The organism is Anaerobiospirillum sp. NML120449, from assembly GCF_023051105.1.
GTDB lineage: Bacteria > Pseudomonadota > Gammaproteobacteria > Enterobacterales > Succinivibrionaceae > Anaerobiospirillum.
The window spans coordinates 217,031-230,608 of record NZ_JALKIL010000001.1; the positions used below are offsets into that span (position 1 = coordinate 217,031).

The following is a 13,578-nucleotide window of genomic DNA, read 5'->3' on the forward strand; positions in this document are numbered from 1 at the left end:
CAGCTTTCATTGCAAGTCTTTGAGATTGCTTCGACTTGTATACATGGTGACGTCGCGGTGAACGGTACTTTTGGAGCTGTTATAGCGGGGCAGTGAGCTGATGGGACTTGATGCAACACTGCCCGCCTGTCCAGGCAATGCTCTTGCTGGCTTTTCAACCATATAATGCTGATACTGAAAGTACCGGTTTGCTGGCAAAAAGGCTTCAAAAAGTATCATTTGAGGAGCTGGAATGGCGGTACGAGGCAGGAGTTCTGGCTGGGGAGATTCGGGAGTATGCACCGGATTCAGGATTTAATAAACAGGTTAAATATCGTGCTTAAGGCATGAATTTGGCAGGCATGGGTGCTGTTTTTTCATAATGGTAACAGTTTTGATGTATGGCTTTTTATGGTACGGGCTGTTGCAGGACTATTTGTGGGGTTATTGTTGGACAAAAAGTCCTGGTAAGTTGTCAGTTTGTCAAGATATGGTCTGAAAAAATGCGGGCAGTTTTGAGTTAAGAAATGGTACTTTTGGTGCTTGTATTTTGGCCATCATTTATGTGGCTGCTTGTATACAAGATTGCTGTGCATGGCATATATACAAGGCTTACAGGGAAATTAACAGACTGCCTTTTATCATCGAGTGGACGTCATGGAGGGAAATCTTAAGTCGATAATGTTTTTCAAAAGGTGATTTTCAGACAAAAATCGACACTTTTTCGGGGCCACGGACGTGATTTCTCTGGTAATAGCAAAAAAACTGTGCGCTGCTTCATAGATTTTTATCTTTTTGACGAGCATGGGATCCATATCTCAATACGCTCAAGTCTGATGCAAAACCGTATCAACTAATAATCTGACGCAGCATATTTTCAATACACTGAGCACACAGTTTAGTTAGTTCAATGCAAATATGAGGTGCATGATAATGAACAAGGAAGATGTCAAGTTCCAGGAGTGTTACAAGCTTTTCATCGGTGGTCAGTGGGTTCCAGCCTCTGACGGTGCCACTTTAGAGAGCCGCTGCCCAGCTGATGGTTCTTTACTGGCCAAGTTTGCCGATGCATCCAAGGAAGACGTCGATGCAGCAGTAGCTGCCGCCGCCAAGGCTTTTGAGACCTGGTCCAAGAGCTCTGCCCGTGAGCGTGCTGATGTTTTAAACAAGGTTGCTGACATCATCGATGCCAATGCCAAGGAGCTTGCCTTAATCGAAACTCTCGATAACGGTAAGCCAATCCGTGAGACCCTGGCCATTGATATCCCTTACGCTGCCAGACACTTCAGATATTTTGCAGGCGTTATCCTTGCTGAGTCAGGCGAGTCCAATATCCTCGACAACGCATTCCTTTCTGTAACCCTCCGTGAGCCAATCGGTGTTGTAGGCCAGATCGTTCCTTGGAACTTCCCATTCCTGATGGCCGCCTGGAAGCTCGCTCCAGTTCTCGCCGCCGGTGACTGTACCGTATTCAAGCCATCCTCCACCACTTCCCTGTCTGTACTGCGCCTCGCTGAGCTCGTACAGGATGTAATCCCAGCTGGTGTATTCAACGTAGTAACTGGCCGTGGCTCCAAGTCTGGTGACTTCATGTTACGTCACAAGGGCTTTGCCAAGCTGGCCTTCACCGGATCTACCGAAATCGGCCGTGACGTTGCCATCGCAGCTGCTGAGCGCCTGATTCCAGCTACCCTCGAGCTGGGCGGCAAGAGCGCCAACATCATCTTTGACGACTGCCGTATGGAGCAGGCCCTCGACGGCGCTACCCTCGGTATTCTGTTCAACCAGGGCCAGGTATGCTGTGCCGGTTCCCGTATCTTCGTACAGAAGAGCATCTGGGACAAGTTTGTACCAGAACTCATCAAGCGCTTTGAGTCTGTAAAGGTAGGCCTCCCATGGAAGGAGTGCACCATGATGGGCGCCCAGATCGATGAGAAGCAGCTCAAGGACATTCTCGAGTATGTCCGCATCGGTAAGGAAGAGGACAAGGTTGAAGTTCTGACCGGTGGTGAGCGTATCACCGAAGGCGAGCTGGCTAACGGTTGCTTCTTACGTCCTACCCTCCTCAAGGGCTGCAACAAGTGCCGCGTAGCTCAGGAAGAAATCTTCGGCCCAGTTGCTGTAGTAATTCCTTTCGAGACCGAGGAAGAAGTTATTGCCATGGCTAACGACTCCATCTATGGTCTGGGTGGCGCTGTATTCTCCACTGATATCAACCGTGCTATCCGCGTAGCCCGCTCTGTACAGACCGGCCGTATGTGGGTTAACACCTACAATCAGATTCCAGAAGGTTCCCCATTCGGTGGCTACAAGGAGTCAGGTATCGGTCGTGAGACTGACAAGATGGTTCTCAACCACTACACCCAGTGCAAGAACATCCTCATCAACCTGTCTACCGAGCCAACTGGCTTCTATCCAGCCCCATAGTAACAGGCACCTCAAGCATCTGTTATCAGCATGCTGCCCATGGATCCGCTGCCGCTCTGTCCAGCGCAGGGGAGCTTTAAATACAGGAATGCAAAACCTGACATGGGCCGCATAAACGGATGCATTTTCAGGGCGCGGCTGCTCAAAAGGCCGTGTGATACCAGGGGTATCTGTGCAGGTATCCCGGCTTGATGAGCAGTCCCCCTTTTTCCTCAATTATCTGGCTCAAAGCCGTACCGTCACCAGACTGTACGGCTTTTTCGATTTATGAGTCACCAGTTCACGCAAAAACTGTGAACATCAGATTGTCCTTTCAATGGCTGCTTTCCCTGTATCCTGCCTCTAATGCCGTTCCACCAGCTGTGCCAGCTTATTTCACTGTCTACGTCATCAAGGTATGAAAGTGGTCTCAGCTCACGACTCACCAATACACAGAGCTAAGCCCTTCTCGAGCCTGAAATCTCTATTTGGCGTTTCAATCGTTCATGCCTGCCAGCCCGGCTGCCTTGCTGACCGGCTGCCCGTCCTGTCTCGCCATCATTTGTGTCAAAGAGCCAAATCTGTCTCCTATCACACTTATCCTGCCCGATATAACCTGCCTTATGTTTCCAGGGACAGCGTACCCAAACAGCGCGGTTCCTTATCCGCCCTGTACTTTGCCTGTCAGGCCAGCTGCTGCTCACAATTTGTGATTCTCAACCGGGCACCGTACCTTTCAGATAGCTGATCATTGTCAATGAGCTCAGCCGTTGAGCTTACTAAAGTGCTGGCAAATTAAGAACTGTGCCCCCTCCCTTTGGCAGTAACCACTGACACCCTTATTCCCCGGCATCACATGGTTATGAACATGGCTCTGCCAACGGCCCTGCCCACGGCCCATTGCATACCGAACTGCTGATAATCAGCTTGATGGCTGAGATTGACCTTCAGCAATGTCTTGATCGGCCTTGTCCTGTGGGAAAGATCAGCATTAGTCATGTAAGGGCAAAGGTGCCGTCAGCAGAGGACATTATGACTGGCAAATCCCTTAGTTGTGCACTTTATGCACATCGAGAGCATAAGTGCAAAACTGGCAATGAGCAGGAAAAGAGCTGTGCTGTACAGCTGTGAGGTGTACTGCAGCTGACTATGCCATCTGCTGCCCGTACATCATTGACTGCGCCCATCAGGTCCTTGAGACTAACCACTGAAATTATGTGAGTGGCTGGCCTCAAGATAGCGACTATTACCAGCCGTCCTTTCCCTTTCCCTTTCTGCCCTCTGCAGCAGCTATTGCATACCCCCATTGCTTTCAACTGCATTGGTGTCTCTCTGATTAGGGGAGAGGCTTGAGGCTTAGCCATGGGCTCTTTGAGTCACAGCCATGGTCATGACGTACTCATATTGCTCTTCGGTGGAAATATGTGAGATCGAGTTACAGTAATAGAGCTTGTGCAGGCTGATTTAATCCGATGGCCTTTGAATTTAAGGCCTTTTCACTCAGTAAGTGCCCTCACAGCTGTTGAAGGTTTCATAGCGGCTGTGGGACCAGTCAGCTACATGGCTGTCTGTCATCGAATCCTTACATCATTGCATTGGCCCGGCTATCCATGCTCCTGTACTTACTGATGTGTGGCTCCTTTTCAGCAGGCACGGTGCAGTACAAGCACTGCCTGTCAGGGCCGGGGATGGCAGGGAGCAGGCCGTTGCGTGGAGAGTGGAAAGTAATGGAGTGTAGTGAAGAGGAATGGGATTGGATTCGATTGGATGAGGTGAAGTGAGGTGGAGTGGAATGGAATGGGATTGGATTGGATGGGGTGAAGTTAGGTTAGGTGGAGGGTAAAGGACAGTTATGTGCACGGTGATGATGTGGCAGCCAGCAGAAAGGTAATACCATATCCAGGAAAAGATGATGGTCGTCAAATTGACTACATATGGCAAATGTCATCAAAAAGATTCTCTTGGCCCTACTTTGTCTTTACCTGTAATAGTAACCGTTTTAGAAAGCACAATAATGCAGCTTTAAATGTAAGGAGTAATTAGGGATATGTACGTATCTTATTACATGGCAGGATCTGCCTAATTGGTGGTAATGATGTTGATATGGGGTGTTTTTCAATGAAAATGCTGTGTTTCAGGCATGATTTTACCGTTTTTCAAGCAATTATGAATGGTTAACGCGGATAATTCGATACCATACTTTACAGCGCTGTCATGGGAATTTATGGCTTAACTATACATTTTAGATTGTATAAAGATACATTCTAAAACAATGCAGTATCCTGATTTGGGTGCCAGTTGCCATGGATGATCATGGTCTATTGTAAACCACATGTGCTGGTTGGGGCGTCAGCTGCAAACGTGTCATTAGAGCCTCTTACTCACTGCACCCCAAGTAGCCAATTGTGCCCATGGAAAGAGTAAGTGCTGGATCAGTGGAAGGGTCAAGGATGGGGCAGGGATGTGCCATGGATGGGGCAGGTCGGGGCAATATTAGCAGCTACGTTGAAAGTAATGATTCTGTGCGGAGACTGGAGCAATGACATGCTTTGAGTTTTGGGATGCAGCTTCATTGTGCCGGATCCATTATGTTATGTTGCCAGATTTGCTTATAAGGTCATTTGGGCAGGTCATTTGGTTAGAGCCAGGGAAGGACATTGGTGATTATCTTATAGCATCGCCGTCAGGCAGGCAGGCCACAGACTGGGGCATAGCATTACCGCTGGCGGCTAATGCAGCAGCTTGAGATGCACAGGTACTGGCCGGCCTGAGCTCTGTATCTGCGCCTGGCAGGGAAAGGTTCCGGGGCAGGGCCTTGCTTAGCCTTGCTGTGCCTGGATGCAGGTATATGCCGGTATGTTCCTGGGCTTTACCTGCTGTGCCCGGCTGGGCCAGGATATGCCGATCTGGGCGGGATGCGCAGATCCGGTTTTATGGCTTTTGAAGTGAAAAAAGCTGCAGGGCGGTCCCGGCAGCTTTAGATGCGGTGAGTCTGTTAGCAAGGCAGGCTGCTTTGGCTGGATGGAGGATGCTGCAGCCTGCCTCTTTCTTATGGTTGAGTTGTCAGATTAGAGACTACAGTAAGGACTTGTAGAGCTCACGAATCTCGTATACAGAGGTTTCACGTGGGTTGCCGGAGGTACATACGTCGGCAAATGCGCTCTCAGCCAGGAGGTCGAGGTCCTCTTCCTTGGCGATGCCGTGCAGGCTCTGAGGGATACCTACATCCTTTGAGAGCTGTACTACGCAGTCGATAGCAGCCTGACGGTACTGTTCCTGGTGCATCTTATCAACATCGGCTACACCAAAGGCACGGGCGATTTCACGATACTTCTCACCGGAGTAGTCAGCGTTGTACTTCATTACGGTAGGGAGGATGATGGCGTTGGCAACACCGTGTGGAGTGTTGTAGGTAGCACCTAATGGGTGAGCCATACCGTGTACCAGACCCAGACCTACGTTGGAGAAGCCCATACCTGCCAGGTACTGAGCAAGAGCCATACCCTCACGGCCTTCCTCAGTGTTGTTTACAGCACCGCGTAAGTGCTTGGAAATGAGCTCGATGGCCTTGATGTGGAGCATGTCGGACATATCCCATGCAGCCTTGGTGATGAGACCTTCGATAGCGTGGGTTAAGGCATCCATACCGGTAGCGGCGGTCAGGCCCTTAGGCATGGACATCATCATATCAGGGTCAATAATTGCTACGCAGGACATAGCGTTGGCGTCAACGCATACGAACTTACGGCCACGGGCAGTGTCGGTAATTACGTAGTAGGCGGTAACTTCAGAACCGGTACCGGCGGTGGTAGGAACGGTGTAGAGAGGTACAGTTGGGTTCTTGGTTGGGGCCATACCTTCGAGGGATACTACATCAGCAAACTCAGGGTTGGCGATGATGATACCGATACCCTTGGCAGTATCCATTGATGAGCCACCACCTACAGCGATGATGTAGTCAGCACCAGAGGCCTTGAATGCCTCAACACCGCTCTGTACGTTCTCAACAGTTGGGTTTGGCTGTACGTTGGAGTAAATCTCATATGCTAACTCTGCCTCATCCATCAGGTCGGTGATCTTGTTGATAACCTTGTGCTCTACCAGGCCTGGGTCAGTACAGATGAAGGCTTTCTTGTAGCCGTGCTGCTTAACCTCAGGAACAATGTGCTGGATAGCGCCTTTACCGTGATAAGAAACAGCGTTGAGAATAATACGATTAGCCATAAATCAATCCTACTTTATGTCGTTGAGAGATCCACTGCGCTCTGAGCAGACCTGCTGCCGTTTGCTCGGCGGTAACTGTTTTGTCATCTGAGGCGGAAGTTTGCAAAGCGCCCTGGATGCCGTTGAGCAGTCACCATGTCTGTCCGGTGGTAAATGGAAGTACTCTCTGATACTTGATAGCCTGCAAGTTCACAACCCACGCACCGCAGGTATCAAACTCCAGATTTTGTTTAGCCGTCCGTGACCGGGCGGTTGGCGACCAGACTGACAGTGTCTGATCAAAGAGCTTTTGAAATCGGTAATGCTTTTGAGGTAATCCCGGTCCTTACAGTGACCGGCTTTTACTGATGTTCCTGCCCGGGCGTGTCGTGCCTTAATCAGGCAGGCAGTCTTTCCTTACTGCATGCTTCAACTGAATTCTTTACAGCCTGTGTCACAGTGTTTTATCTGTGCTTTGACAGGGGAGGAGCCTTTACCCTGCTGTCAGGTCGGAAACAGCGTTTCCGGGCTGGTCTTTCATCGTCCTTGCCTGCACTACCGTTGCGGCAACTAAAATCACCTGTCTTTCGGTTGTGCGTTTGCTCTGGTTATTCTGTGTTTAAGGACCCGCTCTGTTGATATGAGCCTGTGGTCTCTGTTCCTTTCGGTGCCGTCGCCACCGGTGCGGTGGCCCTCTGGATGACCGTCGGGAGATTCACAAAGAATTCAGCCGGCTTTGCATGCACTTTAGACAAACTGCCTTAAGAACAATCAATTTTCATTTCACCTTTGCCGGGCTTGCTGGCCTGTGAGGCCGTCCCTGCTTCGGTGTGGCTTAATTTTTTCGGATCGCACCTGGTAAAAATGGTAAAAAAGGATCGCGCATTGGTAAATTATTTTGATGGTTCCACGTGGGAATGCGCTTTCCTGCAATTGATTAATCTGATTTAAAAAGTGCTTATAACTGGGATCCATGGGGAGAAATGTCAACGATGCATTTATATTGGTACCCGGTCACGGAAAAACGAGATGTGGATTTGATTTTGCCTGTAGATACGTTTTATCACCTGATTTTTGCATCTGGAAATTATCAACAAAAGGCTTCAAAAAGCCCGTAGGTATGCGCCTTACGAGGCTTTTTTCACTGTGAGCTGCTTCTTGTTTTACGCACAAAAATACGCCTGCAGGGCTCAAAATATAAGACATACTGTCACTTGACCAAAAGTACTGTAATGGCGGCACAACCATCGCCGCAATATCCCTTATATACGCTCATATTTACAAGTTTATAGTAGTGAGTGTACTCCCGGACTGAAAATACCATTATCCCTTATTTGTCTGTTTTGTCGTGTCTGTAGAAAAACTACACTATATTAAACTCATGCTGCATCATTTACCTGAGCCATACAAAAAGCCACAAACAGCAAACACTGATAATCAGACAGCCCACGTCTGCAAGAGCTCCGGCAGCTGCCCATAGCTGCCACATCATTAAGCCGCATAAATATGCACGAGCACAGCATAAAACTCCTCAATCGTGCGTAAAGCTCATAAAAATAACGATTGTTTACATGCCATCACCAGAAGGGCACGAGATCTTTCATACATAACATCCTGCCATTTGCTGCGCACCCCATGACTCTTCCAGTAACACTGCAGCCGGCAAACGCTACGCTGCCTCAGGAAAAAGCAGCTGATAAAGGCGTTTTTTGCATTCACTTCAAAAATGCACTGTAGTGTCCTTACATGCATTTTAATGATCTTTGTAAGTTAAGCGCAGTCCCAAAAACACCCTTTACAACCCCAGTCCCTCCAACAGCGCACAGCACTGCTTATCCCGCTGGACGCCACCCTCAACAGCCGTACTCCATCAGATCTCTGGCTCCTTGCCTTGCTGCTCCTCGCTGTCGCTTTTCACTGTCGCTCTCATTATCACAGCCGTAAGCTGACCATTTGCAGCTCCATGCAGCAGGCAGCCAAGAAATACGCCCGCCAGATGCCATCAGCAATACTCAGCAAGTAAGCAAGCAAGTAAGCAGGAAGGAGGCAGTCGAGCAGGCAGGCAAGTAAGCAGGCAAGTAGGCAGGCAAGAGAGCCGACCTGATGTGCACTTTGCTCTTAAGGCATCCTAAAACCCATTCTCATTTGCAGGAGTGGCAGTAATTCATCAACATCCAGCAGACTTACTGGATCTCAAACATCAAATTCATCCTCAACACCAGACAATCCTGCTTATTGAATATAGAGCAATGGTTCAGCCCTAAGAGATACTGATTACAGCATCGAGACATATGCTCTATAAAAGAGTGAGTGCACCATGCCGTAAGAGCGGAAAACTGAATTGAGCACTACTGCGTCAGCCATATGCCATAACCAGCATGGGAAGCTGCAGGTAGATGCCATATGTAATCTGCCCTGAGCCCCACCTTTCAGGTGGGAGGCACATGAGATTTAGCTTTGCGCTCCGTTTAAAGTGGTACTTCAAGTAACCAGCTGACACCAGTGAGGGACACTCATTAATCATTAAGGGCACCCCCTTTAGGGATTTGGTGCCAGATTGCACAGGCAACCCTACTGTCCTCAGCCTGCACGGCAGCATCATCCCTGGCGTCTCCTTATACCTGAAAGTTCTGAGAAGGCTGCTGAAGAAGCATTACAGCTCTTTTCTCCAGCCAGGTCTTTATCAGCCAGTAACCTTTTGCTGGAGTGGGTTAAACCTTACAGCGTAGTAGCTGCCAGCTATTTGCAAGGCTGGCCTGGCTATCGTTGTACGTTTATCAGGTACGGCAGTGTCAGGGCTGACAGAGTCGATGCTGGCAGTCTTCCGGAGCATATAGAAAATGGCACATGCCTGCTCAGGGATACGTACACCTGTGTACCGAAGGTATAGAGACACGATTGATACAGGTGCTGTCACATGGATGGTTACCAGTACATGTGCTTAGATAGCCACAGAGAGAATAATTGCTTTACCTCGATAAGACAGAGATTGGGGCTGAAGTGGAAAAGAGGCTGTGATGGGGTGCTGTAGCAGAAAAGCATGCTGGTCTTAGATAACCTTGCTTATGCATCGGTCTATAAGGATCTGACAGCCTCAGTCAGCATGGCCGACACAGCAGGCAGGGCACAGCTGGGCAGACGTGGCATGGATGCCCCAGCAGTTCGGACATAGCAGAGCAAACACGGCAGTTCGGACACAGCTGGGCGGATATGACAGGGCGGACACTGCAGTTCGGACACGGCAGGGCAGATATGACAGGGCGGACACGGCAGTTCGGACACTGCAGGGCAGATATGACAGGGCGGATACGGCAGGGCAGATATGGCCGGGCAGACGTGGCAGGGCGGACAATGCAGTTTCATCCGGCGGTGACAGCTACATAAAGAAAAGGTCCCTGCTTCCGGTAAAAGGCGTGACGCTAAGGGGGTGCTTCATCCATGTGCGGTGATGAGCAGCGCGGTGAGGACATGCAGCCATGGAGATGGCTGGCTTCATGTAATGTGTCTGGTCATCTGCTATGCCGTTTACCGCTTCCTCTTGATGGCGGCTCAGCTTGGGCGCATTGCACTGTGTCTGCTGCAAGGTGATGCACAACATCATTGCAGATTACTGGGAGGTAACGTCTGGCAGGGCTGCGTTTGATACATGGCATTTTGGCTGTCTAATATCGGAGCAACACTTGGTGACCAGTGATGGTCAGAAAGCCTTATATATGGGATATGGTTTATTACTAGGATCCTGATAATTTTTGCTCAAATGCACTTTTTGCTGCATTTATGGTGGTGTATTTTGGTGCTTTATATTGTCTGAAGGCTGATAGTAACGGGCTTTGAGAAAAATCTGTGTGCCAGATCAACTTTCTGCCAGTTTTTGATGTGCTTGTGATCTGGGATCCAAATTTATTTAAAGATATGAAAAAGCGTATCAGATTGCCCCGTAAAATCATGGCTTATCAATTACACTTTCTCTGCACCCGTACACAGGAGTGCCATAAGGCACACGGACACAACCATGCTTTGATCCTGACCACATCAACTTGTCCGTCAGGAACGCTTAAGGAGTTCGCTCCATGGGATAGTTTGTAAAGCGTTTCTGTCTTTGTGAATGGGGGCCTGAGTGCTCAGTCCAGCTGAGCAATCTGTCCATGGACAGTTCTGACCCGCTGTCCAGAACAGTCTTGCCGGGGCATGCTTTGCTTAGTGCATGCTTCCGGCAGTATTAAAACAGGCATACATTCTGTTAATCCGACATAAGGACTGTTAAGACAAACATAAGGATTTACTAAATTTGCTGCTGACATGAGCACACTCAGCATATCGCGGCTCTGACCGGCTCTGTTATGAGTATGTTTTCATGCCCTGAACATGATTAAGGCCCGAGCAGTGTCCATGCTGTGAACAGCTTTCTGTGTATCTGTGCCAAAGACACAATGCCAGAGAGGCATGTTGCTGTGCTGCAAAGTCGAGCCTTTATCCGCCGGTGCACAGGTCTGACCGCCTGACAGCATCAGTCGATAAGAGCTTTACTCTGCACCTGGCTCTAAGCCGTTAATGAATATCATCAGAGCTCATTGCCTGTACGCAGCGGCTGATATACCTGCATCCCAGGGAAAGCAGGCAACCAAATGTTTCATTGTGTTGTACTGGCCTCGATAGATAACACCGGGGCCAGATGCTTCAGATTTAGTATTGACCGGGGGAATTGATACCGGTCAGTACTGTTCAGGGACTGCCGCGACCACTGGAGGCCCTGATCGTTGTTCCTGGCAAAGATGCAGAGGCATGGTGTCATAGACGTTTCGGCGCAGGCACAGCCCCTCTTCTTGTCCAGGGGTGAGAAAAGCCGGCATCAAAATGCCATTCCTGATAACCGCTGCCTGACCTGCAGATGCGTTATCTTGCTGCAAATCTCATCACTGCAGACATCTCTTCCATATCACGGTGTCTGGACTTTATTTCAGGAGCGCATCAGTCGTAGCATACTGGCTGGCCGATTCTTTCTGCCAGAGCGCCAGCAGTATCCGCTTGTAAAGGCTTGAGTACTCATCTGACCGTGAGTCCTTGTCGACCTCTATATCCTTGTACCATGGCAGGCGTATTACCTTGTAGTGCGCCTGCTTTTCTTTTTGACAACCATCATCAATCCATCAATCCCACCACCAATCCATTCACACACAATCAATCGACCTGTCTTCAGGTTGCACATAACCAGTACACAGCCTGTCATCAGCTCCGTCATCAGCCCTGTTCCTGCCAAAATCTGCTCTCAACTGTGCAGAGACGCGGCATGCAGTCCAACTGCATGTGGATTCATGCCCTGCTGTAGCTTTGCAAGCTGCACGGCAGCATACATGGCAGAGCCTTATGAGCATGCCTTTGAATATTCAATACATATCGTTATGCAAAGTATATTATGGTAGCTTAGCTAAAGTTGAGTGACTGGCCAAGGTGAAAGTGTCAGTGACTATGCCAGCATCAGGTACGGGCATACCATAATGTGCCATAACACGGATACAGAGAATAGAGGGCAGAGAAAGAATGGGGAGAATATGGCTGAAGTAATTGGAAATATACGGAACCGTGCCATGAAAGGATGGGAAGAGAAGTAATGGAAGAAAATGGAGGGAGGGATGGAATGGAAGCAAATGGAGGGAGGGATGGAATGGAAGCAAATGGATGAAATGGAAGAAAAGGGAGGGATGGATTGGAATGGAAGAAAAGAGCTGCTTATGAGTTTAACAGCTTTGAAGGGCCGTTAAGGAGCGCAGGTTGCGTCATGTGCATGCTAAAATATTTTATAAATTATTAACAGGTACATGAAGCGGCATTGTATAAGGGGCTAAGACTGCTGATGTACAGCCTGAGCGCTTTTGTTATGAGTTCTTGTTGATGCCATCATGGATTTTTTTCAGCAGATTGTTTGCTGCCTGCAGCTCACGGGGGGTCTTTTGAAGCTTCTTAAGATCCTTAAGCTTTCCTCCATCTCTTTAAGAGCTTTACGAGTTTCCCTGTTTCCCTGTTTTCCTCAGCCAGCTTATCGCGCCTGTCAACAGCACGCTGCTCGGCTTTCTATGCCTTGTTTAACTGCTTTAACTGGTTGGCATGAAAGGTGTCAGGAACAATGCTGGCGTTCTTTTTGAACCAGCTGGCAATATTCTTTAAGGTCTCAACATCACAATCTAACTTGCGGCAACAGGCGGCTGTCAGCTCAGAATCAAATCCAAAAAACTCGCATGTATTGGCTACCACCATTGCTTCCTCAAGTGTTTTAAATCCGGATGGATAATCAGGCATGCACTTATGCATTGCACCCAGACATAATGCAGTCGGGCAGTCTGTTCAAAACTGGGATCGGCTGAAATGAGCTTACGCTCAGTGAGGAGATTAGGATAATGAGGCTGGAGAGTGAGGAGCAATTAACTGGATGAGACAGCCGTAGAAGAGAAGAGATTGATGGTTGGCCATTACATTGCCTTAACTACAATGAAGGCAACATTCTGTTTACAGGGGTGGCAGATTTAATGATGAGCTGTGAAGGAAGATATTGATTTTCCTTGAAATATTACAGCCTGAATATGGGGCAAAATTTAGAGCAGATCTGATTTATACGGCATTTGGGACAGTCCTGGGTATTAGTTAACCTGGCAACCCTGGGAGGCACAAGCATTTACCCATGATCTTAAATTTGCTAGAATAGCGCCGTTTCCATCATGCGCCCAGGAAACATCTCATTTCAAATTACGTTGCTGGATTAGCTCAGTCGGTAGAGCAGTTGATTCGTAATCAAAAGGTCGCAAGTTCGATTCTTGTATCCAGCACCAATTCAGGGCAGAGGGTGAAAATCGAACCTGTCAGTGCGATTCTTCACGCAGTGACGGGATCTATTCACGTATCTTTGAGTCTGGATCAGACAGCGCCTTTGCAGGGAAGTTTGACCCGGAAAAAGATAATGGCCTCTTTGCCTTTGGCCGTCTCTACAGAGAGCAGTAC

General features: G+C 48.8%; 4 protein-coding genes and 1 tRNA gene. 3 read left to right on the forward strand and 2 right to left on the reverse strand.

Translation table 11 applies throughout. From position 1 onward, the window contains the following. Positions 1 to 912 precede the first annotated feature (912 nt). Positions 913 to 2,406, forward strand: a complete 1,494-nt coding sequence (locus MXE41_RS00525; RefSeq protein ID WP_247098989.1) for an aldehyde dehydrogenase family protein — start codon at positions 913 to 915, stop codon at positions 2,404 to 2,406. 3,054 nt (positions 2,407 to 5,460) lie between these two features. On the opposite strand, the gene fucO is transcribed toward MXE41_RS00525, so the two are convergent. Then, positions 5,461 to 6,609, reverse strand: a complete 1,149-nt coding sequence (gene fucO / locus MXE41_RS00530; RefSeq protein WP_246978247.1) for a lactaldehyde reductase — start codon at positions 6,607 to 6,609, stop codon at positions 5,461 to 5,463. A 5,609-nt stretch (positions 6,610 to 12,218) separates the two neighbouring features. On the opposite strand from fucO, the gene MXE41_RS13010 reads away from it, so the two are divergent. Next, positions 12,219 to 12,347, forward strand: coding sequence for a hypothetical protein (locus MXE41_RS13010; protein ID WP_281503511.1), 129 nt, complete (start codon positions 12,219 to 12,221; stop codon positions 12,345 to 12,347). Between the two features lie 310 nt (positions 12,348 to 12,657). On the opposite strand, the gene MXE41_RS00535 is transcribed toward MXE41_RS13010, so the two are convergent. Then, positions 12,658 to 12,882 carry a hypothetical protein gene (locus tag MXE41_RS00535; protein ID WP_247098990.1) on the reverse strand — a complete coding sequence of 75 codons (225 nt, stop codon included), beginning with the start codon at positions 12,880 to 12,882 and terminating at the stop codon, positions 12,658 to 12,660. Between the two features lie 451 nt (positions 12,883 to 13,333). On the opposite strand from MXE41_RS00535, the gene MXE41_RS00540 reads away from it, so the two are divergent. Next, positions 13,334 to 13,409: transfer RNA gene (locus MXE41_RS00540), tRNA-Thr, on the forward strand. The last annotated feature ends 169 nt before the right edge of the window (positions 13,410 to 13,578 follow it).